Annotated in this window: 24 protein-coding genes and 1 riboswitch; of the genes, 15 read left to right on the top strand and 9 right to left on the bottom strand. The window is 34.7% G+C overall.

The genetic code is table 11. The features are described 5' to 3' along the window. The first annotated feature begins 28 nt into the window (after positions 1–28). Positions 29–796 carry a TatD family hydrolase gene (locus tag ACW9JY_RS00655; RefSeq protein ID WP_103076939.1) on the top strand — a complete coding sequence of 256 codons (768 nt, stop codon included), beginning with the start codon at positions 29–31 and terminating at the stop codon, positions 794–796. Here ACW9JY_RS00655 and fmt read toward each other — a convergent pair. Genes fmt through surE form a run of 3 tightly spaced genes read right to left on the bottom strand, consistent with a single transcriptional unit; the run spans position 783 to position 3,038 of the window. Then, positions 783–1,742 carry a methionyl-tRNA formyltransferase gene (gene fmt / locus ACW9JY_RS00650; protein WP_457282984.1) on the bottom strand — a complete coding sequence of 320 codons (960 nt, stop codon included), beginning with the start codon at positions 1,740–1,742 and terminating at the stop codon, positions 783–785. The two genes, ACW9JY_RS00655 and fmt, sit on opposite strands and share 14 nt — an antisense overlap. Continuing rightward, on the bottom strand, positions 1,739–2,275 hold the full coding sequence (gene def, locus ACW9JY_RS00645) for a peptide deformylase (protein WP_103076937.1): 537 nt from the start codon (positions 2,273–2,275) through the stop codon (positions 1,739–1,741). The genes fmt and def overlap by 4 nt, the downstream gene beginning before the upstream one ends. A 4-nt stretch (positions 2,276–2,279) precedes the next feature. Continuing rightward, entirely contained in the window at positions 2,280–3,038 is a 759-nt protein-coding gene (surE, locus tag ACW9JY_RS00640; protein WP_457282983.1) for a 5'/3'-nucleotidase SurE, read from the bottom strand. A gap of 369 nt (positions 3,039–3,407) precedes the next feature. Between surE and ACW9JY_RS00635 the strand changes: the two genes are divergently transcribed. The 7 genes from ACW9JY_RS00635 to ACW9JY_RS00605 all read left to right on the top strand — a co-directional run bounded on the left by ACW9JY_RS00635 (position 3,408) and on the right by ACW9JY_RS00605 (position 9,995). After that, positions 3,408–4,700, top strand: coding sequence for a nucleotidyltransferase (locus ACW9JY_RS00635; protein WP_103076935.1), 1,293 nt, complete (start codon positions 3,408–3,410; stop codon positions 4,698–4,700). A 46-nt stretch (positions 4,701–4,746) separates the two neighbouring features. Continuing rightward, complete coding sequence (guaA, locus tag ACW9JY_RS00630; RefSeq protein WP_457282982.1) at positions 4,747–6,270, top strand: glutamine-hydrolyzing GMP synthase; 1,524 nt, start codon at positions 4,747–4,749, stop codon at positions 6,268–6,270. 17 nt (positions 6,271–6,287) lie between these two features. Next, a complete protein-coding gene (locus tag ACW9JY_RS00625) occupies positions 6,288–6,941 on the top strand; it encodes a histidine phosphatase family protein (protein ID WP_169925139.1) in 654 nt (217 codons plus the stop codon). Positions 6,942–6,972: 31 nt separating this feature from the next. Then, positions 6,973–7,674 carry a 2-phosphosulfolactate phosphatase gene (locus tag ACW9JY_RS00620; RefSeq protein ID WP_103076932.1) on the top strand — a complete coding sequence of 234 codons (702 nt, stop codon included), beginning with the start codon at positions 6,973–6,975 and terminating at the stop codon, positions 7,672–7,674. Between the two features lie 29 nt (positions 7,675–7,703). Then, positions 7,704–8,249: an ECF transporter S component gene (locus tag ACW9JY_RS00615; RefSeq protein ID WP_103076931.1), complete on the top strand. Its 546-nt coding sequence runs from the start codon at positions 7,704–7,706 to the stop codon at positions 8,247–8,249. A 155-nt stretch (positions 8,250–8,404) separates the two neighbouring features. After that, positions 8,405–9,472, top strand: coding sequence for a class I fructose-bisphosphate aldolase (locus ACW9JY_RS00610; protein ID WP_457282981.1), 1,068 nt, complete (start codon positions 8,405–8,407; stop codon positions 9,470–9,472). 70 nt (positions 9,473–9,542) lie between these two features. Further along, positions 9,543–9,995 carry an RrF2 family transcriptional regulator gene (locus ACW9JY_RS00605; protein WP_457282980.1) on the top strand — a complete coding sequence of 151 codons (453 nt, stop codon included), beginning with the start codon at positions 9,543–9,545 and terminating at the stop codon, positions 9,993–9,995. 8 nt (positions 9,996–10,003) lie between these two features. Here ACW9JY_RS00605 and ACW9JY_RS00600 read toward each other — a convergent pair whose 3' ends face one another. Genes ACW9JY_RS00600 through ACW9JY_RS00585 form a run of 4 tightly spaced genes read right to left on the bottom strand, consistent with a single transcriptional unit; the run spans position 10,004 to position 13,418 of the window. Further along, the gene (locus ACW9JY_RS00600) at positions 10,004–10,756 is read right to left on the bottom strand and encodes a PfkB family carbohydrate kinase (RefSeq protein WP_457282979.1); all 753 of its coding nucleotides are present in this window, start codon (positions 10,754–10,756) and stop codon (positions 10,004–10,006) included. A 9-nt stretch (positions 10,757–10,765) separates the two neighbouring features. Further along, positions 10,766–11,536 carry an ABC transporter ATP-binding protein gene (locus ACW9JY_RS00595; protein ID WP_457282978.1) on the bottom strand — a complete coding sequence of 257 codons (771 nt, stop codon included), beginning with the start codon at positions 11,534–11,536 and terminating at the stop codon, positions 10,766–10,768. Then, positions 11,533–12,543, bottom strand: coding sequence for a FecCD family ABC transporter permease (locus ACW9JY_RS00590; RefSeq protein WP_457282977.1), 1,011 nt, complete (start codon positions 12,541–12,543; stop codon positions 11,533–11,535). Before ACW9JY_RS00590 ends, ACW9JY_RS00595 begins: the two co-directional genes overlap by 4 nt. Then, complete coding sequence (locus tag ACW9JY_RS00585; RefSeq protein WP_457282976.1) at positions 12,540–13,418, bottom strand: ABC transporter substrate-binding protein; 879 nt, start codon at positions 13,416–13,418, stop codon at positions 12,540–12,542. Before ACW9JY_RS00585 ends, ACW9JY_RS00590 begins: the two co-directional genes overlap by 4 nt. A gap of 68 nt (positions 13,419–13,486) precedes the next feature. Next, positions 13,487–13,650: riboswitch (cobalamin riboswitch) on the bottom strand. A 134-nt stretch (positions 13,651–13,784) separates the two neighbouring features. Here ACW9JY_RS00585 and ACW9JY_RS00580 point away from each other — a divergent pair. The 7 genes from ACW9JY_RS00580 to ACW9JY_RS00550 all read left to right on the top strand — a co-directional run bounded on the left by ACW9JY_RS00580 (position 13,785) and on the right by ACW9JY_RS00550 (position 19,991). Next, positions 13,785–14,084, top strand: a complete 300-nt coding sequence (locus ACW9JY_RS00580; RefSeq protein ID WP_103076577.1) for a stage V sporulation protein S — start codon at positions 13,785–13,787, stop codon at positions 14,082–14,084. 2 nt (positions 14,085–14,086) lie between these two features. After that, a complete protein-coding gene (locus ACW9JY_RS00575; protein WP_103076578.1) occupies positions 14,087–14,341 on the top strand; it encodes a hypothetical protein in 255 nt (84 codons plus the stop codon). After that, on the top strand, positions 14,325–15,287 hold the full coding sequence (locus tag ACW9JY_RS00570) for a DUF1385 domain-containing protein (protein ID WP_103076579.1): 963 nt from the start codon (positions 14,325–14,327) through the stop codon (positions 15,285–15,287). The genes ACW9JY_RS00575 and ACW9JY_RS00570 overlap by 17 nt, the downstream gene beginning before the upstream one ends. A 438-nt stretch (positions 15,288–15,725) precedes the next feature. Next, a complete protein-coding gene (gene rho, locus ACW9JY_RS00565) occupies positions 15,726–17,051 on the top strand; it encodes a transcription termination factor Rho (RefSeq protein ID WP_211286422.1) in 1,326 nt (441 codons plus the stop codon). Positions 17,052–17,070: 19 nt separating this feature from the next. After that, positions 17,071–17,808, top strand: a complete 738-nt coding sequence (locus ACW9JY_RS00560; RefSeq protein ID WP_457282975.1) for an alpha/beta fold hydrolase — start codon at positions 17,071–17,073, stop codon at positions 17,806–17,808. A 142-nt stretch (positions 17,809–17,950) separates the two neighbouring features. Next, positions 17,951–18,541, top strand: coding sequence for an orotate phosphoribosyltransferase (gene pyrE / locus ACW9JY_RS00555; RefSeq protein WP_103076581.1), 591 nt, complete (start codon positions 17,951–17,953; stop codon positions 18,539–18,541). An 88-nt stretch (positions 18,542–18,629) separates the two neighbouring features. Next, on the top strand, positions 18,630–19,991 hold the full coding sequence (locus ACW9JY_RS00550; protein WP_457282974.1) for a Do family serine endopeptidase: 1,362 nt from the start codon (positions 18,630–18,632) through the stop codon (positions 19,989–19,991). A gap of 63 nt (positions 19,992–20,054) precedes the next feature. Here ACW9JY_RS00550 and glmM read toward each other — a convergent pair whose 3' ends face one another. After that, positions 20,055–21,377 carry a phosphoglucosamine mutase gene (gene glmM, locus ACW9JY_RS00545; protein WP_103076583.1) on the bottom strand — a complete coding sequence of 441 codons (1,323 nt, stop codon included), beginning with the start codon at positions 21,375–21,377 and terminating at the stop codon, positions 20,055–20,057. A 6-nt stretch (positions 21,378–21,383) separates the two neighbouring features. Next, positions 21,384–22,235, bottom strand: a complete 852-nt coding sequence (locus ACW9JY_RS00540) for a carbohydrate ABC transporter permease (protein WP_103076584.1) — start codon at positions 22,233–22,235, stop codon at positions 21,384–21,386. Positions 22,236–22,238: the final 3 nt, after the last annotated feature.

Here is a 22,238-nt window from a genome sequence, read left to right as displayed (position 1 = left end):
AGTCTATTGTAAGAAAGGAGTAAACAAATTGAATTTTATTGATACTCATTGCCACTTATTACTCAAACAGTTTGATGAAGATAGAAAAGAGATGTTGAAAAAAGCAAATGAAGAGCTAGATCTGTTGATAGAAATTGGTATAAATGTAGAGTCATCAAAAAGGGTTGTTGATTTTATAAAAGATGAGGAAAAAATATTTGGAGCTGTTGGAATACATCCCACTGAAAGCCAGGATTTAAAGGAAACGGATTTAGATGAAATAAAAGAACTTGCAGGAAGGCCCAAGATAGTTGCAGTTGGAGAAATCGGATTGGATTTTCATTGGGAAACGAATAAGCAAGACCAGTATAAAAGTTTGGATGCTCAATTAGATATTGCCAAAGAGATGGGTTTACCGGTAGTTTTTCATATTAGAGATGCATATGATGAAGCATATAATTTTTTGCAGAAAAAAGGGTTGCAAGAAATTAAAGGTGTCGTTCATTGCTTTTCAAGTGATTGGGAAACAGCACAGAAATTCTTGAATTTAGGATTATATTTAGGTTTTGATGGTCCGATTACTTATCCAAAAAATAATAAATTGAGGGAAGTGGTTGAAAAAACACCTGTTGATAGAATTTTACCTGAAACAGATTCGCCATTTTTACCACCTGTACCTTATAGAGGAAAAAGGAACAACCCGACGTACGTAAAGTATGTTTATGAAAAAATATCAGAAATAAAAGGGATAGATGTTGAAACTTTAAAAGAGATAACAAAAAGCAACGTTGAAAAACTTTTCTTTAATAGAGGCTAAAATGTGTCGATACTTTTAGCTTTTTCCCATTGATAGCATCTATTGTGGTTATCTTTTTTCTGCCAGGGAATTGTATCTCTTTTATCTTTACAGCCCCGTCTCTACACTTTACAAGTATTCCGTCTTTTTCAATATCAATTATTGTTCCTGGTTCTTCTTTATTTTCTGTTGACAACAAATCAGGAGAAAATTCCGAACCAAATATCTTTACCTCTTCTTTTTCGTATACGCTTCTTACTCCAGGGTATGGATCGTAAGCTCTAATCTTGTTATGAACCTTTATAGTATCATTATTAAAATCTACTATGAGATCTCCTTTTGTAATTTTTTCTGCATATGAGGCTTCTTCTTCATTTTGTGGTTTCAAAGTTAACTGATCGAATGAGTTTAAAAACTCTAAAACAATCTCTTTGGCAAGTAATAATAATTTTTCATAAACTATGCCATAATTGTCGTTTATTTCAATAGAAATCCTTTTTTGAATGGCGATATCTCCCGCATCTAGAGCTTCTACCATCTTGAAAATAGTGATTCCTGTTTCATTTTCTCCATTTTCTATAGCTCGTTGAATTGGAGCTGCTCCCCGATATTTGGGCAATAGAGAAGCATGTACATTCCAACACCCTTTTGGTGGAAGTTTTAAAACATTTTTCCGCAATATTTTTCCAAAAGCAGCGGTAATAATAATATCAGGGTTCAGCTCTTTCAAAAAGTCAAACCCCTCTCCCTTATTAACACTTTTTGGTTGAAATACGGGGACATTATATTTTAAGGCAACTTCCTTAACTGGTGTTGGTTGAAGCTTTTTTCCACGCCCTTTAGGTCTGTCAGGTTGGGAAAATACTCCAACAACATTAAAATTGTTATTTATTAATTCTTCTAAAACTTCGGCACCGAAATCAGGCGTACCCATGAAAACAATTTTAAACTCCCTGGTATTTATCATAATTTAACTGTATCACCTAACTCTAATGCACGTTTTTTACCTTTTTCTATTAGTTTGTTTAGTTCCTTTTTTAACAGGGCCTTCTTTACAATGGGCAATTTGTCAGTGAATAAAATTCCATCAAGATGATCTGTTTCATGTTGGAATATTCTTGCCTGATATCCATGAAGTTCTTCCTCTATGTTGTTTCCGCTTAAATCCTGATAACGCACCTTCACGCCCTCAGGTCTTACCACATCTTCAAATATATCAGGGATGCTTAAGCATCCTTCTTCAAAGCTAACCTCTTCTCCCAAGAACTCTATTATTTCGGGGTTAATAACAACTTTTTTGCCCTTTTCATTTTCTTCTCTAGAATCCATAATGAAGAGCCTCAACGAGATTCCCACTTGAGGTGCGGCTAAACCTACTCCGTCGTATAGATACATTGTGGAAAACATCTCATCAATGACATTTTTTAAGTTTTCATCGATTTTTTCCACTTTTTTCGCCCTTTTTCTTAAAACAGGGTCTCCAATGAGTCGAATTTCCATCTCTTTAAACCTCCAACCGTGATTTTAATTCATCTATAAAATCATATTTTGTCATGAAAACACTTAACGGTGTTACGGAAACATAACCTTGATTTATTACATTATAATCTGAATTATCATCGTTATCATCTTCTATGATATTTCCCAACATCCAATAATAAGAATTTCCAAAAGGATCCTTTCTTTCTTCAAAGTAGTCTTGGTACCTTCTTCTACTTTGTTTGGTAATTTTTATACCTTTCATTTCATCGTAGGGGATTTTTGGGATATTGACATTTAATGTAGTGAATTCTGGCCAATTGTTCAAATCTAATTTTTCCAAGATATTCAAAACAACCTTTGCCCCATCTTCAAAGTTAGGATTGGAAAAGTCAACACAGGAAACAGCGATAGAAGGATAACCGCCTACAGCACCTTCCAATGCAGCAGAAACGGTGCCAGAATAAAGCACATCCGTTCCAAGATTGGCACCCCTATTTATACCGGAGATTACAACATCAAAATGTATATCTTTATATATCGCGTCTAACCCTATTTTAACACAATCGGCAGGAGTTCCATTCACTGCGTGACCAAAGAAAGTGTCTCCAAACTTAACTTTTTTAGCCCAAAGAGGGTTTCTCACTGTAATTCCATGCCCTGTTGCACTTCTTTCTATGTCGGGTGCGACAACGTAAACATTGTTTTTTTCTTGAAGATACGTTTTTAAAGTAATAATACCTGGAGACATTATTCCATCATCGTTTGAAAGTAAAATATTCACGAATTCTACTGCTCCTTTTTAATTTTATCGGTTGAATTATTTTTTATAATTTTAACATATTTACTTTATAATTTATTAAATACTTAATTAATTTTGCTGACCTGTGCAAAACGTTTTTTCATAATGCCTTAGAAATGGTTTTCAAATCTCATGTGGGCTAACTGTGGGGCGGGCTGCGGGGCGAAGGGGCGCTAAAATACTTTTTAAAGACACTATTCTCATTTGTGTAGTTTTTGCTGCTTTTTGCAAAAAGTCTTATTCCTAATGTTTTAAAAGCTATATCCATAATTTTCATTTGTGTAGCAAATGATGCATACAAAACTGGTATAATAAATATAAAAGGCTATTTTTTTAAAAAGGAGATCAACTTTGAGAGTTTTAGGTGTAGTAGTTGAATACAATCCTTTTCACAACGGGCACCTTTATCATTTGAGAGAAGCTAAAACTTTAATTAACCCTGATTATACAATCGCTGTAATGAGCGGGAATTTTGTCCAAAGAGGAGAACCTGCAATCTTGGATAAGTTTTCTCGAGCTGAAGTTGCAATAAATATGGGAGTAGACATCGTCTTCGAATTGCCTTTTGTCTATTGTATACAAGATGCAAGCGGCTTTGCTACAGGGACCATAGGAATATTAGAGAGAACTAACGTTGTTACAGATATTGTTTTTGGTAGTGAATCGAGTAATTTAGAAGTTTTGGATAAAATATCGACCATTTTATACGAGCAACCCAAAACTTTTAAAAAGTTACTCAACAAGAATTTAAAAAAAGGTTTATCATTTCCAAACGCTCGCAAATTTGCTTTAGTTGAATATTTAGAATCTTCAAATTACGAACACAATGTAATAGATATATTAGAACAATCAAACGATATCTTAGGTGTAGAGTATTTAAATGCTTTAAAATTATATGATTCAAAGATAGTTCCACATACTATTCAAAGAATAAAGGCGGGATACAATCAAAAAGAATTCACAGGTGAAATTTCCAGCGCCACTGCAATACGAAATCTTATAGAAAAAAACGAGATGAGCAAAGTTAAACAGGGAGTTCCATCCCTTTCATATGAAGTTCTACTTAGGGAGATTGAAAAAGGTAAAGCTCCAATCATGTTTGAAAATATGAGAGATATGATTTTAGCCAAGCTGCGAATGATGAAAAAAGAAGAGTTAATGCAAATAGACGGTGTAAAAGAAGGATTAGAGACTAGATACTCAAAATTTTCCAAAATAAGTTCCAACCTCACAGAATTAGTAAAAAACGTCAAGACGAAAAGGTTTACGTTGACAAGGGTGAAAAGGACTCTTTTAAAGATTTTTTTTGATTTAAAAGAGAAAGATGTAAAATTATACAACAGTCATGGACCACAATATTTAAGGGTTTTAGCCTTCACAAAGAAGGGTCAAGAGTTGCTGGGTAAAATGAAAAATCTTTCTGCTTATCCAATTATTACTACCCCATCGACATACAGAAAAACATATAATAGATTAAACGACAAGTTATTATCAAGCAAAAAAAGGTATCAAAGTATTCCTGAAATTTATTTAAATCAGATTGAATACGATTTTTTAGCAAGTAATATCTACACTTTATTATACAAAAACAGGGATTTATCTTCATACGAACCTGATAAAAAGCAAAAGGTTATAATTTCATGATTGTGTTGGTTTATAATTAAAATATATCAATTTCGGAGGTTCCTAGATGGAAAAGATTCTTGTCGTAGATTATGGTTCTCAGTACACTCAGCTTTTAGCAAAAAGGATTAGAGATTTGGGGGTATTTTCAGAAGTAATTCAATATGACGATAATATATCCCTTAACAATGTGAAAGGCATAATCTTATCAGGTGGACCAGACAGCGTTTATGATATCGATGCACCCGATATATCAGATGAAATTTTGAACGCCAAACTTCCTATTTTAGGTATTTGTTATGGGATGCAGCTTATGGCGAAAAAACTTGGTGGAAAGGTCGAACAAAGAGGTATAGCTGAGTATGGAAAAACGAAAATTACCATAACTGATCAATCCCTCTTATTTAAAAAGATTCCCAATACATTTAACGTGTGGATGAGCCACAAGGATATGGTGACTCAAGTTCCCGAGAAATTTAAAATAACTTCTCTCACCTCAAACAATATCATCTCTTCTTTTGAAAGCGAATCAGAAAATATATACTGCATCCAATTTCACCCCGAAGTTAGACATACTGAATTTGGTGCTGATATATTAAAAAATTTCATTCACGGCATATGTGGGTTGAAAGGTTCATGGACTTTGATGGATTTTGTTGAAAATAAGATAAAGGAAATAAGAGATACTATCGGTGATAAAAAAGCAATTATAGCTTTATCAGGGGGAGTAGATTCATCAGTTGCGGCTGTACTAACCCATAGGGCTATAGGCAATAACCTGAAAGCCATCTTTGTAAACCATGGCCTTTTGAGAATGAACGAGGTTGAAGAAGTTGAAAGTACGTTCAGAGATTATATGGGTTTGAATTTGACAACTGTAGATGCCCAAGAGCGATTTTTAAGCAAATTAAAAAGGGTTACAGATCCTGAACAAAAACGTAAGATTATAGGTGAAGAGTTTATAAGGGTTTTTGAGCAAGAGGCCAAAAAAGAAAAAGACTGTGAGTATTTAATACAGGGAACAATATATTCAGATGTCATAGAAAGTGCAAAATCCGGGAAAAAGACATTCAAAATAAAGAGTCATCACAACGTGGGAGGACTTCCAGAGGATATAGATTTAAAAATAGTTGAACCACTTAAAGAGCTATTCAAAGACGAAGTCAGAAGCGTTGGAGAAATCTTAGGTCTCCCAAGAGAGATATTGTACAGGCATCCATTTCCAGGTCCTGGATTGGCGATTCGAATCATTGGAGAAATAAACGAAGAAAAATTAACAATTTTAAAAAAGGTAGATAGTATTTTTATAAAAACTCTTAAAGAAACAGGGTGGTACGATAAGGTATGGCAGGCTTTCGCTGTTTTAATACCGGTAAAAACGGTTGGTATAACTGGTGATAAAAGGAGTTATGGTTATGTAGCAGCTTTAAGATCTGTTGATAGTGTGGAAGGTATGACCGCAGATTGGTCTAAAATTCCATTTGAAATTTTGGACTTGGTTTCCAGCAGAATAACCAACGAAGTTGAAGCAATTACCAGAGTGGTTTACGATATTTCATCAAAACCCCCTGCTACAATTGAATGGGAATAATTGGAGGTGTACGAGTTTTGGATATTTATTTAGTAAGACATGGAGCTACCCTTTGGAACAAAATGGGAATTTGGCAAGGTCAAAGAGACGTAGAACTTGATGAAGAAGGAATTAGTCAGGCTAAGGCAACCGCAGAAAGATTCAAAAATATGAAAATAGATGGAATGTATACATCCGTTCTACAAAGGGCTATTAAAACGGCAGAAATCATAAATCAGTACCATAATTTGCAAATAAAAAAAGATCCTGATTTGAGTGAATGCGATATAGGAAATTGGGATGGGAAAAAGTTAGAAGAGATACTTCTTAATTACAAAGAGCAATTAGAGTATTGGCATAAGGATATCTGGGCAGTGGTGGATGGTGTTGAGGCTTTAGGTGATGTTCAAAGAAGGGCTGTAAGGGCTATAAAAAGAATTGTTAAAGAGCATAACTTAGAGGATAAAATAGTCGTGGTTGCACATGGTTTAGCTATTAGGACTATTATTTCCTGGATTCTTAATATTCCACTTAATCAACATACCTCTTTTAGAGTTGACAATACATCTGTTTCACACGTTATATATGAAGGAGATTATAGATACATTTTAGCTTCTTTAAACGAAACGTGGCATCTCGAATATTATGGGCTAGAAACCTATCTCACTCCAGAAGAAAAGGAGATCGATTAAGATAACAGAAGAAAGTCTTTTTGAGCGAGAAATGAATGTCTATTTTCTACCTAATGAGAATATAAAAAATCATCAGATCTATATCCTTATCGATCTTTTAAGGGCTACTTCTAGTATATCTGCGTTAGTCCATTGTGGTGCAGAAGAAATTTTTGTAACGGACGACATCGATGTGGCAAAAGAATTGAAAAATATGGGATATTTACTCTCAGGCGAAAGAGGAGCCATTAAGTTAGAAGGTTTTGATTTTGGCAATTCTCCTTTGGAATTTTTAAATAATTCTGATAAAATAAGGAAAAAATCAATTGTACTAACTACTTCCAACGGATCTAAAGCAATGAAAAAAATAAACGAACTGGGAGATACAATTGCGCTTTCATTGCTGAATTTCTCTTCTGTAGTGGATTTCATAGTACAAAAAGATTTTCAAAATATTGGCATAGTTTGCTCTGGCACCAATGGGGTCGTTTCTTTAGAAGATTCATATCTGGCTGGATTGTTTGTTCAAAAAATCATGGAAAAACATACTTACAACTTAAATGATGGTGCGAAAATATCTTTAAATTTAACTAAAAGCAAGAGAAGTTATGTCATGAATTCCGATCATTCCAAAAGGCTTAAAAATCTTGGGCTCAAAGATGATCTGGAATTTTGTTTCAACATAGATTTGTTTCAAGTAGTACCATATTCAAAACAAAACAGTTATACATTCAAAAATTTAATTACAGTTTAGATCCATATATCAAAATGGAGGTGATTTACATGGAGAATGCTACCGCTCACCAGACAACCCTAAGAAGAGTTGCAAGATCACCTGTGTATATAGCGTTGGGAGTTGTTGTTTTTTCCTTTTTGGTTCATAGCATCGGTAATCCAATGCTGGGAACTATAATCTTACCGTTGCATTTTGTTGCTTTAATGGCTGGTATCATGGAAGGGGCAACGATTGGATTACTTGTAGGGGCTTTAATGCCTGTTTTAAATTTTTTACTTTTCGGTATGCCACCATTCCCTGTTTTCATATTTATGACCATAGAAGTTGCAACCTATGGATTTATATCAGGACTTTTAAATAAGAAAAACATATATTTTGATTTAATAGTATCTATGTTGATAGGTAGAGGTGTATATATGATAGCTTACTACACCATAGGAATAATACTTAACATAAATCTTAGTCCTTTAACTTCAATTTTAATGAGTTATGTGTTTGGAATTCCAGGTATAATTCTTCAACTGTTATTTATACCGATGATTGTGAAAAGAATGCCGTTTTCTGTTAGAGCGGGTGGCAGGGTGAAAAGTTAAAGACTCCTATGATTTTCTGGACAGGCTGCAGGGCAATGGGACCGCAGGATCTTTCCTTAGAAGAGTGGGTTGTGGTCAAAAGAATAAAACCCTTTTCCTTATGGGTGGGGAGCGGGGCAAAGGGCGCTTAAAAGACTTAAAAGGAGGAAAAACTTATGGATATCGACGTTATTCGAAATCTTCTTGCTGAGGAGGCAGATGAATTACTGAACTTTAATTCACCAAAGATTTCGAAAGATCAATTGTATCTTCCTGGTTCAGATTGGGTAGATAGAATTTTTGTAAACTCAGATAGATCACCTCAAGTTTTAAAAAGTTTACAACTTTTATTTGATCACGGCAGATTGGCTAATACGGGTTACTTGTCAATTCTTCCTGTTGATCAAGGAATAGAACATTCGGCGGGTGCCTCCTTTGCTCCTAATCCCATCTATTTTGATCCTGAAAATATTGTAAAATTAGCTATTGAAGGTGGCTGTAATGCGGTTGCTTCTACTCTAGGGGTTTTAGGAAGTGTGGCTAGAAAGTATGCTCATAAGATACCGTTTATCGTAAAAATTAACCACAATGAACTTTTAACTTATCCTAATACTTATGATCAAATACTCTTTGCCAACGTGAAGCAAGCATTTGAATTGGGAGCTACGGCTATCGGAGCAACTATATACTTTGGTTCCAAGGAAAGTGATAGGCAGATAGTTGAAATCAGTAAAGCTTTTCATGAGGCACATGAATTAGGCATGGCAACAGTATTATGGGCATATTTGAGAAACAATGCGTTTGTAAGAAACGGGAAAGATTATCACGTAAGTGCTGATTTAACAGGACAGGCAAATCACTTAGGGGTTACGATAGAAGCCGATATAGTTAAACAAAAATTACCTCAAATAAACGGAGGTTATACAGCATTAAACGAAGAAGAAAAATACGGAAAATTCAGCAAAAAAATGTATACAGACTTAGTCTCAGATCATCCAATTGATTTGGCCCGATACCAAGTTGTTAACAATTATATGGGAAGAATTGGATTGATTAATTCCGGAGGACCTTCAGGAGAAAATGATTTAGCTAACGCTGTAAAAACCGCTGTTATCAATAAAAGAGCTGGAGGCATGGGACTTATAAGTGGACGAAAGGCGTTTCAAAAACCAATGAAAGAAGGAATAGAAATATTGAATGCCATACAAGATGTTTATCTCTGCAATGAAATCACAGTTGCTTAAAAAAGATTGAATATAGGAGTTTAAGGGAAAGTGGATTGTTTATAAAACAAGAATAAAGGCGGGGAGTTTTATGTCGTTAACAATAAAGAGCTGTTATGCTATACGTGGTTTGTATGAAATGTATAAACTTCAGAGTAGAAACAAAGAAGAGAAAAACACCAAAATCTCAATCTCGAAGATCGCGGAAAGTTCTGGTATTTCACAAGAATTTTTGGCAAAAATATTTGCCGAATTAAAAAAAACTAAAATAGTTGCTTCAGAAAAAGGTAAATTTGGAGGATTTTATTTTACAAAAGCACCTGAAGAAATCAATCTTTCAGAAATTGTAGAAGTCTTAGAAGTACCATTGAGCTCTTACGATTGTATTTCCGAAGGTGAATGTGAAAATCAAAATAATTGTCCCGTAGAGTTTGTCTGGAGAAGGGTACAAGATGCAATATTTAACGAGTTATCTAACATTACTTTAAAAGACGTGATAGAATACGGTAAAAAGAAGGAAGCTTTAGCGGCTAAAAGTCAATAGAACAATTATTAATACTTCATATTGATAATTTTGTTGTAAGCACCTAAGTATTGCGAAATTCTTTGAGTAGCGTTCACAGCATTATGTAGGATTTGTTCTTTTTCTAAATTATTCAAAATTCCGTCTATTAAGACTGTATCAAACACGTCACCCATACCGACTCCATATGGCGTTTTTTTGCCAGATAATGCTACTATTTTTTCACCCCATTTGGCCCCTTTTTCCCCTAGCTTTACAACATCGCAATTAAACAGAAAATTTTCACACTCTTCTTCGTTACCAATAAAAAACACATTTTCACACCTTTTATTTATTAACTTTGGCCTAGGACCTATATCAAAAAAGGTTTTTTTGTAATTCTGAAAAATATCGCTGTTTATTATGCGTTCATTAATTTCGGTAGTGATGAAGAGATACTCTGATTTTTTCTTTGGTATAATCAAGTCTAAATCATTTATTCTTCTATCTATTGCAATTGGCTTTTCGTTTATTGTAATGAAAGTAGCGGTGTTTTGATCAACCCTCTTTATCCATTCAACATTAACAGCATGAAAGGATAGACTCTCTAATAAAAACTTACCAACAAAATCTTTGCCAACATTGCCGAATATTCTTACATTATGGCCTAATTGAGAAAGACCGATAGCCACATTTAATGCCGATCCTCCCGGAAGTTGTAAAATTTTTGAATTGTGATAACCATCATTTTTAAGTATATAAATGTCTAAAAAGATTCCACCTATTACATCGATAGTAGCCATTTTCACACCTTATTTGAATAAAATTTGAGGAACTTTTTTTATTGGATGTTTTATAATATAAGCATCCATTTCAAAGATTTCATTCATGACAGATTCATTTAATACCTCTGCTGGTGTACCCGAATATTTAACAGATCCATTCTTCATAACTATTATTTTATCCGAGAATAATGCCGCGTTGTTCACATCATGAAATACTGCTAGAACTGTTTTCCTTTCTTTGGTGACCATTTCCTTAACAATTTTTAAGAGACTTTGAGTGTAACCGGGATCTAAATGCGAGGAGAATTCATCTAAAAGTAATATGGGAGTTTGTTGGGCAATTGCTCGAGCAATCATAACTTTTTGCTTTTCTCCTCCAGACATTGATGAAAATGGCTTGTTTTTATAATTTACTAGTCCAACAGTTTGAAGGGCTTCATCGATAATCCTTTTGTCCTGTTCGGATTCAAAAAAGGTTATTCCATTTGAGAAAGGTATTCTTGACGTTGAAACGATACTTTCCAAATCGTAATCGAAAGAAGTGTTGAATTCTTGTGGTACAACTGCTACCTTTTTTGATAGCTCTTTGTAAGAATAATTCTTTAATTCACTATGGTTTAGTATTATTTCTCCTTTGTAATTTTTCAGAATTCCTGAAAGAATCTTGATAAGAGTACTTTTACCTGCTCCATTTGGGCCAATTATAGAAACAATATCTCCTTTTACTATTTTTAAATCATCAATTTTCAAAAAAAAGCCATTCCCATAAGTGAAACGGACGTTGTTAAATGTTATCATATTTTTTCTTTTCTCCTCATTACAAAAATGAATATTGGGGCACCTACTATTGAGGTTACCACACCGATAGGAAGTTCTGTAGGAGCAAATAGTGTTCTGGAAACAAAATCTGCAGACATTAAAAACATTCCTCCAATGAAGAGTGAATATAAGTTTGAAACAAGCGAATATGGCCCTTTAACCATTCTTACTATATGAGGGATTATAAGTCCTACAAAACCTATTATTCCCACCTGGGATACAGTGAAAGATACCGCGAAAACGTTTATTACAATCAAAAAAAGTTTCAATCGATCGGGATTTATTCCCGAAAATACCGCCATGTCATCTCCCATCGAAAGAACGTTCAATCGTTTGGAAAATAATAAAACTAAAATAAATTGAATGATGAGTGTAAAAAAAAATTTTAAATTATCGCTCCAAATTAAATCTCCTGTGCTTCCCATCAACCATGTGTTGACGTGAATTAAGTTTCCCCAATACATCACAGTAAAAAGTGTAGTAAATGAGTTAAACAAAAAACTAATTATTACCCCGCTTAGTATTAGAGATAAAACGGGAAGCTTTTTACCCTGTCGAGCCAATATTAAAACAATAAATGTTGCTAATATACCAAAAATAAAAGAAAAAGCTTCTAATCCAAGGAAAAGAGAAAGACCATAAATGCTGCTTAACGCTGTGTATAACACAGCACCGAAGCTAGCTCCTGAAGAGATTCCTAAAATGTATGGATCTGCTAGGGGATTTTGTACTACCAATTGTAAGACATTCCCGGAAACTGCCAATATGCTGCCTACAAGGAAACTACCAACTACTCTTGGAAGTCTTATGTTTAAAATCAAATTGTTGTAAATATCATTGCTGTTTTTACCTATTAAAGAGGTAAAGATATCTCTAACAGGAACCTTTACACTCCCAAAAGATGTGAAAAGTAAAATTAATAAAAAGCTAGAGATTATAAGAAATAAAACAAGGGGTAGATCCCCTTGTTTTTGGATAATTTTCATCTGTTTTCACCAAAATACTCGTATAATTGTTCAAGGACATCGATCAGAGAGGGAGAAGCTTGATGCATTTTGTTACCATCGACCATAACTATTTTTCCTTCTTTAACAGCTTTTACATTTTCAAATTGTTTGGCATTCAAGATAGTATTTTTAGAGGTTTCGTCGCCTTCATAATAAGAGGAAACAATTATGATATCAGGATTTTGGGCAACGACGAATTCAGGACCTACCAGTAAAAAACCATTGTTCCCAGTATATGGAGCGGCTAAATTTAATCCTCCAGCGTAAGCAATTAACTCATTTATATATGAACCAGTTCCTGCCGTCCAAATTTCAGCTACATTATTTTGAACCATTAAATATAAAACCGTTGGTTTATTTTTCCAAGTGAAAGAACTTTTGGCTATATTTAAAACATTTTGTCTTAGTTTATTTGAAAGAGTTTGAGCTTTTTCTCTCTCGCCTAAGATACTGCCAATTAATACAATATCCCTATAGATATCATTAAAATTAACTGGATTAATCACAAAGGATTTGATATTGTATCTTTCCAATCTACTAATCTCAGGTTCTTGAAACCCTCCAGTTAAAAAAACAACATCCGGATTCAAAGAAACTATTTTTTCGAGATTTAAAGGCACTAAATTACCAATTTTTTCAGCATCTATATGGGTATCCCAATCTGTTACGCCTACTACTTTTTCCTCTAAGCCTAAATATTTGATATAATCAGATACAGCGGGTGCGGCGGAAATAACCCTGTTAACCTCTCCCTCAAAAGAGACTAATCTTCCAAGATCATCCACCATCAAATACTCTGCGGTCAAAACAACCGACAACAAAATCGTAAAAAATGTAAATAACACCTTCCTCATACCAAATGGCCTCCTTATATAAATTAGCGCCATTTAAACATTTTTTCTATCTCTTTGGCGCGAAGAGATAGAAAAACCTGCATTATTTAGGTCTCCCGACTTTCGGATCACTCTACTCCTTACGCCTTCCCGGATCTTTCCAGTGGCTTTTGTAAGTTTCGTCCCCGATTACGGTGGCGCGACCGTAACGGATTTTCACCGTTTTCCCTTAAAATAATGCAGCAAATATTGACTTCATTACTTGCCGTGAGGCTGTTTCTTTTTAATTATATCATTTCGATATTCTTTTTTCAATTTTTTCTTTGACATTATTAAAATTTATGGTAAAATAAATATATAGCCTGTCCACAAAGGAGGAGCCAAGACATGGAAGTGTTAAAAGTCAGTCATTCATCTGCACCGAACAAAGTTGCTGGAGCTATAGCAGGAGTTCTGTCAAAAACAGACGAGGTTGAACTACAAGCTATTGGAGCTGGAGCAGTTAATCAAGCAGTGAAGGCTATTGCCATTGCAAAGAGATTTATCGAGGCTAAAGGGAAGGAGATATACGTTATCCCTGGTTTTGTGGAGGTTGAAGTAGGTTCGGAAAAAAGAACGGGTATTAAGTTCAAAGTGGTGGCGAAGGTTTCTGAAAATATTTCCCCAGAAGAGTATTCTCAACAGTAAAAATGAATGAAAACGAGAAAGCAATATTGGAAATCATTGAAGCGTGTTCACAAAACACGCATCTTTTTGATATTATAAAAGATATTACAAAATTAGATAACGGTGAAAGATACAAGCTGCGTAGAATGGCATCTCAAGTACTTAATAAGAACAATGGAATAGACAAAGAGGCTATAAAATTTTACTATGTAGTTACTGAACAAGGTGTTGCAGAAGAGATTTTAAGGAGGATTCAATCTAGTGAAACCAAAACCTAAAACCGTAGGTGGACAAGCGGTTATTGAAGGCGTAATGATGAAAGGAAGAAATACCGTAGTCGCAGTAAAAAGAAAAGACGGAAGTATAGCAGTTAAAAGGTTAAAGGATAACTCTTGGGGGATTTGGGAAAAAATACCTATTATTAGAGGTTTTTTTGTATTACTACATGCAATGATAATTGGTATGAACGCATTATCTTATTCGGCTAAAGTATCCGGAGAAGAAGAGGAAGAATTAACTACAAAAGATATGGTTATTGCCATATTACTTGCTGTTGCAGTTGCAACTTTAGGGTTCGGTGTTTTACCTGTGTTTATAACCAAACCCTTCAACATCGAATCTGAATTTTGGTTTGCTTTCACTGAAGGCTTTATAAGAGCGTTTTTGGTTGTTGCCTACATCTGGGGTATTTCTTTCATGAAAGATATAAAAAGAGTTTTTCAATACCATGGAGCCGAACACAAAAGTGTATTTACCTACGAAAACAATGAGCCTTTAGAGGTCAAATACGCCAAAAAATACCCAACCTTGCATCCTAGATGTGGTACTAGTTTCTTGATAATTACGGTTTTTGCTTCGATTATTGTTTTTGCTATAACGGGTGGATTAGGCTTCAATTCAACTTTGCAGAAAGTAATTTCTAGAATAGTACTTCTTCCACTAGTTGCAGGTTTAGCTTACGAATTTCAAAGGTTTACTGCAAAAATCATTGACACAAAAATAGGAAAAATTCTTGCCTATCCAGGATTGTTGCTTCAAAAAATTACTACCAAGGAACCTGAAAAAGAACAATTGGAAATTGGGCTCATATCTTTAGAATATGCACTCAAAGAAAATTTTGATGGTGAAGTAATTTTAGATAACCATGGAAACCAGATTGAAAATCAAGGTGCAGAACACAAAGTCTTTGCTCCAGACGTAACTTCCCTAAAAGCCGATTCTTAATGCCCTAAAATAAATCGGTTGGCTTTTAAAAAGTTTTCTTGTGATTGATACTTTTTAATTTATGTTTCTTGAATTACGGATGGACTTCATTTAGATTCTGCCAAGAATATTTCTTGTTCTCCACACTGTACTATTTCTGTGACTGCCCTTTTGTTCTATTAAGGGATTACTTCGTTCTTATTATGTGATATGCTCACAAAGTTTATTAATAAATTATGATCTGTATGCTATATTCGAACGCTAGCAGACGACTGCCTACATCTATAAAGGAATAATTTGTGGGTGGAAATTAGATGGATGTGAAGGGAATGAAAGGGTAAAAAATTCCCTTCCTTAGAAGGGCGGGCTGGGGGCAAAGGGGCGCTAATAGAAGAAAGAATTTGCCTTTAAAGAGGTTACAGGGCGCAGCAAAAACTAAATGTAATGAGGAGGATTCACATGGATGAAAATACTAACAATTTAGTATCAAAGAAACAAAGTAGAGATAATATTCAAGCCATTGAAATTAATATGGCTAAATTAAACGAAATGACCAGAAAAGAGTTATACGAATTAGCCCGCAAACTCGAAATATCCAATTATTCTAAGATGACAAAAAACGAATTGAAGTTTGCTATTTTAAGAAAACAAACTGAATCGATCGGATACTTTTTTTATGAAGGGATTTTGGAAGTACTTCCGGATGGTTACGGTTTCTTGAGAAGCGTAGACAACTCATTGTTGCCGGGAACTGATGATATATACGTTTCTCAATCTCAGATTAGAAAATTCAACCTTTTCACAGGAGACATAATAGCAGGTCAAATAAGGCCTCCAAAAGAAGGCGAAAGATTTTTTGCTTTATTAAGAATAGAAGCGGTTAATTCTTTACCTCCCGAAAACGCTCGGGATAGAGTGTCTTTTGAAAATTTAACTCCTGAGTATCCAAAAACCAGAATGGTTTTGGAACATAAGAACGCACCATACAGCTCAAGAATAATTGATCTTTTCTCTCCTATAGGTTTTGGGCAAAGAGGGTTAATCGTTGCTCCTCCAAAAGCTGGTAAAACTACGCTGCTAAAAGATATTGCCAACTCTATTGCCGAAAATTATCCTGATACTAGAAGGTACATACTTTTAATAGACGAACGGCCTGAAGAGGTGACAGATATTCGTGACACGGTAGATGCTAACGTTATAGCAGCCCCGTTTGATATGGACCCAGAAAATCAAATAAGAATCGCAGAAATGGCTTTGGACCACTTTAAGAGGCTAGTTGAGTTTGGTCACGATGTGGTTGTTTTAGTTGATAGTTTGACAAGGGTTGCACGTGAATATAATCTTTATGTACCATCCAGTGGAAAATTGCTGAGTGGTGGTCTTGATCCTGCCGCTGTAATTTTCCCAAAGAAATTCTTTGGCGCTGCAAGAAAGATTAGAGAAGGTGGCAGTTTGACCATCTTAGCCACGGCATTAATAGAAACTGGATCGAAGATGGATGAAGTGATATTTGAAGAATTTAAAGGTACAGGAAATATGGAGCTGGTGTTATCAAGAGAAATCTCTAATGAGAGAATATTTCCTGCTATAAACTTAAAATTATCAGGTACAAGAAAAGAAGAATTGTTGTATAATCCTGATGAGATGAAGAATACAATTATTCTAAGAAAGTTCATCAACGATATGTCCCCAAAAGAGGCTTTAGAATTCATCTTGAGTTTATTAAGGAAACATAAAACTAATGATGAAATAATGGAAGCGATAGAAAATCAAAAAGCTTTATGAACTGTGATATAATTTGTTTATGAAAATATATCATAGATATTACTTACCAAACACAAATAACTATAAAAATTTATATCTAATTCACGGTCTTGGAGAATATTCCGGAAGATATGTGAATTTTATTCAGCAATTAAATAAGATAGGGATTGCTGTTTTTACCTTCGATCTTCCGGGGCATGGTTATACTACTGGGAAAAAAGGCGATATAGAGAATTTTTACGAGATTTATTCTTTTTTAGAAAATTATGTTCAAGAAGAATATCTGCTATTTGGACACTCTCTTGGGGGGTTAATCGCTTCAAGATTCGTTGAAATAACGGAGAAAAAACCCGAAAAACTTATTCTCTCTTCTCCTGCCTTGGGGGATATTAGACAACTAAGTTGGCTTTTAAACCTTTTCTCGATATTTCCAACACTTACTTTTTCAAATGGAATTAATCCTTATGACCTATCCACGGATAAAAAAGCATGTGAATTATATAAAAAAGATCCGCTGGTACATGATAAAATAACCGTCCGAACTGCTCGTCAAATGTTCGACGAAGCTGAAATTGCGTTAAAAGAAATCGAAAAGGTTGATATCCCAACATTGTTGCTTTTTGGAGAGGAAGATAAAATAGTCAACATCGAAGAATATAAGAAGATAAAGAATTCAAACATCGAGAAAGTTCCTTTTTCCAAAGGGAAACATGAGTTATTTGAATGCGTTTACAATAAAAATAAATTTTATGATAAGATTTTCGAATTTTTAAAATAAAGATAAACCCGAGCTGTGGGATGGGGAGCGGGTCAAAGGGGCCAAGACCCTTTAATCCTAATGGGCTGGCTGCGGGGTGAAGGGGCGCTAACATGAGTTTTAGAGTATATAAAATAGAGATATCAGGAGGTAAAAAATCTTAATGAACGATAATACAAAATACGATGAAACTAAAGTATTAGAAATATTAAAAGACACTGAGGCCTTTTTAAAGGGGCACTTTTTATTATCTTCTGGATTACATTCTGACACGTATATTCAATGTGCAAAAGTTCTTAAATATCCAGAGTATTCGGAACTTTTTGGCAAATTAATTGCTGATAAAGTAAAGTCAAAAATAGACTACGTTGTATCTCCTGCATTAGGTGGAATTATCATAGGATACGAAGTAGCAAGAGCTTTAAACGTTCCATTTTTATTCGCTGAGAGAGATGAAAATGGGAAAATGAGTTTGCGTAGAGGTCAAGCTATAAATGATAAAAGCAAAATACTAATAGTAGAAGACGTAATAACTACAGGAAAATCGACGTTGGAAGTTGCAAAATTGATTGAAAGTAACGGAGGAGATGTGATTTCATTCGCCTGCATCGTCAACAGATCTTCTAAAAGGTTTTTAGAAAATAGAGAAATCATGTCGCTTGTTACTATAAAAGCTGCTACCTACTCCCCAGAAAACTGCCCTTTATGTATCCAAGGTTTAGAATTAATAAAACCAGGTAGTAGAAAACAATAGAAAGAAAAAACTAAAAATGCAAGCTTTTAAGTTTCTTTTAAGAAGTTGGTTTATAATTTAAGTGAATAAAATAATTGGAGGTGCTATTATGAAAAAATCTATCTTGTTAATTTTGACTGTATTTTTACTTTCCATATCATCATTTGCAATTGTGAATGAAGGATACGAAAGTCCAGTAGTTAACGTAGTTGAAGAGGCTGCTCCAGCCGTTGTAAATATTGAATCCACTCGTTCAGCTGCCGTTCCAATAGATCCCTACATTCAAGAATTTTTTGAAAGATTCTTTGGCCAAGAAATGCCAGAGTATCAAACAAAAGGAGTGGGATCTGGCTTTATTTTCGATAAAAGAGGCTACATATTGACAAACTATCATGTGATAGAAAGTGCAGAACAGATATCTGTATCTTTGCCGAATGGAAAAAACTATGACGCCGAGTTGGTAGGTGGAGATGAAGATCTCGATTTAGCAATAATTAAGATAAACGCTGATGAAGACTTACCAACGCTGCCTTTAGGTGATTCAGACAAAATTAAGATTGGCGAAGACGCGATAGCTATAGGTAATCCATTGGGTTTACAAAACACCGTTACATCAGGGGTTATAAGTGCAACCAATAGAAGCATTCCAAAACCGGATGGAAATGGGAACTATGTTGATTTGATACAAACGGATGCAACTATTAATCCCGGCAATAGCGGAGGACCTCTACTGAATATACATGGGGAAGTCATTGGAATTAACACTGCAATCGCAGTAGATCCTCAATTAGGAAGCGTGAACATAGGCTTTGCCATTCCTATTAACATAGCAAAAAGATTTGCTGATTCTGTTATGGAAACCGGATCCTTTCAAAGAGCTTATTTGGGTGTATACATCAGCAATATAACCGAAGAATTGAAAAAATCTTTGGGGTTAGAAGTAGACAAAGGAGCCTATGTCCAAGATTTGGTGCCAGGTGGAGCCGCTGAGAAAGCCGGTATAAAAGTAAATGATGTAATAGTGGAAGTCAATGGCAAAAAAATAGAAAATGTGGACGATTTAACTTCTTTAATATCCACTTATCCAGCTGGGACTACTGTAGAAGTAGTTGTCGATAGGTTTGGAGAAAGGATTACTTTCAATGTAACTTTGGGGAGCCAAACACCTGAAGCTGTAGAAGCCTATTTTGGAATCGTAGTTAGAGATATAACTTCAGAGGATAGACAAAAATACAATATAAGAAGTAGTATTCAAGGAGTTATTGTTGAAGAAATACAAGACGATACATACGCTCTTGGGCTAAGAGCAGGTGATGTTATTACAGAGATAGCGGTTAATGGGGTTTATTATGACATACAGAATACTGATGACTGGGAAAAAATAGCTTCCTCAGTTGAAAAGAACAGTTACGTAGCCTTGATAGTTTATAGAAATAATGTTAGGTACGTAATTCAATTTTTCTATAGATAAACAAGAATAATCATTAAAAAAACGGGGCTAATGTGTTAAAAAGCCCCGTTTTTTAAAGCTATTTTACTCGTTATCAATACTTTGTATAAGTTGGTTAAATTCTGTGATGCATTTTTCAATTGTTTCTTTATTGGATCCTTCGGTCATTATTCTTATTTTAGGCTCAGTTCCTGAAGGTCTGATTAGAATCCTGAATCCTTTAACACTTTGGTATTTTCTTGTTAAATTTTCAATTCTGATGTCCTTCATGATTTTTACTTTATCCTTAACTGTAACGTTTTCCAAGTGTTGGGGATATTTAGGAATTTCTTGAAGAAAATCATCAAGCGATTTAGAGAAATATTTCAAAGTTTCCAAAGTCTCTAAAGCCGTAATTATTCCGTCTCCTGTTGTAGATCTATCAAGGAATATAATGTGTCCTGATTGTTCGCCTCCGATTGTAGCATTTTCTTGTAGCATTTTTTCCAAAACGTATTTGTCTCCTACGTTTGTACGTAGAAGATGTATTTCATTTTTCTTTAAATACTCTTCCAAACCTAAATTACTCATAATGGTTGCAACAACGATCTTGTTTTTTAATCTTTCTTGAGCTTTCAATTTCAGAGCATTGATAGCCATCAAAACATCCCCATCTACAAGATTACCGTGGTGATCGATAAAAAGGCATCTGTCCGCATCCCCATCGAACAAGATTCCAAGATCATACTTTTCTTCCTTAACGATTTTAGACAAAGTTTGAGGTGAAGTAGAACCACAGTTTTCGTTGATATTGAAACCATCAGGGGCATTTTGGTATACTGTATAGTTCAAACCGAGTTCGCCAAAAATGTCATCTATTATCGCTCCAGCGGCTCCGTTACCCACATCAACAGCAATTTTTAAATCATTACCTTGTATATTTTCTTTGTACAAAGAAACTACGTAATCAACATATTCTTTTTTTGAGGAATCTTCTATGTATCTTCCAATATCTCTATAATCACAGTATTTAAGTAAACCATTCAAAATTATTTCTTCTAATTTTTCTTCTGTTTCATCGGAAATTTTAAACCCTTCACAAAAAACTTTTAATCCATTGTACATTGGAGGGTTGTGAGATGCAGAAATGACAACGCCGATAGACTTTTCTTTCTTAGTTATATACGCCAATCCTGGTGTGGTTAGAACTCCGCATGATTCTACATTCATTCCGCCCGCCAATGCTCCTGAAGCAACGGCCATTTCCAATACCTCTCCTGAATTTCGTGTATCTCTTGCGATATACAATTTTTTATACTCCGAACCAAACAAACTTGCAAGTGAATTTCCAAGTTTCATTGCCAAATCAATAGTCAACTTTTCATTAACGACCTCTCTAATGCCATCTGTGCCAAACAAAACTTTCATTCTACATCATCCTTTTACGCTTCCGGCTGTTAAACCTTGAACTATCCTATTTTGGAACACTAAAACCAAAATAACCAATGGCATTGTAACTATTACTGACGCAGCCATCAGTTGCCCCCACGGAACTTCGTAGAAGGTTTTACCCGTAAACATAGCAATCGCAACTGGAACTGTGTATTTTTCCGGGGTTTGCATGAAAGTTAAAGCAAATAAGAATTCATTCCAAGCTTGAATAAAAGCTAACAAACCAGTCGTGACCAACCCTGGGGCAGAAAGAGGCAAAACAATTCTCCACAAAGTTTCAAATTTAGAACATCCGTCTATATACGCAGATTCTTCTATCTCTTTAGGAAGCTCTCTGAAGAAATTTTGTAATATCCAAGTTGTTAAAGGTAAATTCAGAGCGATATATGGTATTATCAAGCCAGGATAAGTGTTTATCAATCCTAAATTTCTGAGCAACTGAAAAAGACCACCCAATATAGAAACTTGAGGGAACATACTTACTGCAAGTATTAGTAACATCAAAGGTCCTTTCCCAGGAATCTTTAAGCGAGCTATTGCGTAAGCTGCAAAAGAACCAACGATTATGGAGAAAATAGTCGTGGCTCCGGCCACTATTATAGAGTTTAATATATTTAATCCGAAAGGTCTCTCTGTGAAAACTTTTATATAGTTTTCAAAGGTGAAACCTTGTGGCCAAAGCGTAATGTTTTTTGTAAAAAGGTATTGATCGGCAGTAAAAGAACTTTTGATTGCCCAATAGAAAGGGAAAATGTAAAAGATAACCATCAATATAACCAGAATATATAAAATTGTACGTTGAGTATTTCTTTTTGCTCGCATTCCCCATCTCATGTT

Source organism: Petrotoga sp. DB-2 (assembly GCF_054051725.1).
This window is presented reverse-complemented; position numbering and strand designations above follow the sequence as displayed.

Excerpts from the sequence above, each read along its gene's own strand:
- ACW9JY_RS00600 (WP_457282979.1), bottom strand. The coding sequence starts at position 10,756 with ATGGCTACTATCGATGTAATAGGTGGAATCTTTTTAGACATTTATATA.
- ACW9JY_RS00580 (WP_103076577.1), top strand. The coding sequence starts at position 13,785 with ATGGAAGTGTTAAAAGTCAGTCATTCATCTGCACCGAACAAAGTTGCT.
- ACW9JY_RS00590 (WP_457282977.1), bottom strand. The coding sequence starts at position 12,543 with ATGAAAATTATCCAAAAACAAGGGGATCTACCCCTTGTTTTATTTCTT.
- glmM (WP_103076583.1), bottom strand. The coding sequence starts at position 21,377 with ATGAAAGTTTTGTTTGGCACAGATGGCATTAGAGAGGTCGTTAATGAA.
- ACW9JY_RS00560 (WP_457282975.1), top strand. The coding sequence starts at position 17,071 with ATGAAAATATATCATAGATATTACTTACCAAACACAAATAACTATAAA.
- ACW9JY_RS00615 (WP_103076931.1), top strand. The coding sequence starts at position 7,704 with ATGGAGAATGCTACCGCTCACCAGACAACCCTAAGAAGAGTTGCAAGA.
- ACW9JY_RS00620 (WP_103076932.1), top strand. The coding sequence starts at position 6,973 with ATGAATGTCTATTTTCTACCTAATGAGAATATAAAAAATCATCAGATC.
- pyrE (WP_103076581.1), top strand. The coding sequence starts at position 17,951 with ATGAACGATAATACAAAATACGATGAAACTAAAGTATTAGAAATATTA.
- ACW9JY_RS00550 (WP_457282974.1), top strand. The coding sequence starts at position 18,630 with ATGAAAAAATCTATCTTGTTAATTTTGACTGTATTTTTACTTTCCATA.
- ACW9JY_RS00595 (WP_457282978.1), bottom strand. The coding sequence starts at position 11,536 with ATGATAACATTTAACAACGTCCGTTTCACTTATGGGAATGGCTTTTTT.
- ACW9JY_RS00540 (WP_103076584.1), bottom strand. The coding sequence starts at position 22,235 with ATGAGATGGGGAATGCGAGCAAAAAGAAATACTCAACGTACAATTTTA.
- def (WP_103076937.1), bottom strand. The coding sequence starts at position 2,275 with ATGGAAATTCGACTCATTGGAGACCCTGTTTTAAGAAAAAGGGCGAAA.
- fmt (WP_457282984.1), bottom strand. The coding sequence starts at position 1,742 with ATGATAAATACCAGGGAGTTTAAAATTGTTTTCATGGGTACGCCTGAT.
- ACW9JY_RS00610 (WP_457282981.1), top strand. The coding sequence starts at position 8,405 with ATGGATATCGACGTTATTCGAAATCTTCTTGCTGAGGAGGCAGATGAA.
- ACW9JY_RS00575 (WP_103076578.1), top strand. The coding sequence starts at position 14,087 with ATGAATGAAAACGAGAAAGCAATATTGGAAATCATTGAAGCGTGTTCA.
- ACW9JY_RS00585 (WP_457282976.1), bottom strand. The coding sequence starts at position 13,418 with ATGAGGAAGGTGTTATTTACATTTTTTACGATTTTGTTGTCGGTTGTT.
- ACW9JY_RS00605 (WP_457282980.1), top strand. The coding sequence starts at position 9,543 with ATGTCGTTAACAATAAAGAGCTGTTATGCTATACGTGGTTTGTATGAA.
- guaA (WP_457282982.1), top strand. The coding sequence starts at position 4,747 with ATGGAAAAGATTCTTGTCGTAGATTATGGTTCTCAGTACACTCAGCTT.
- rho (WP_211286422.1), top strand. The coding sequence starts at position 15,726 with ATGGATGAAAATACTAACAATTTAGTATCAAAGAAACAAAGTAGAGAT.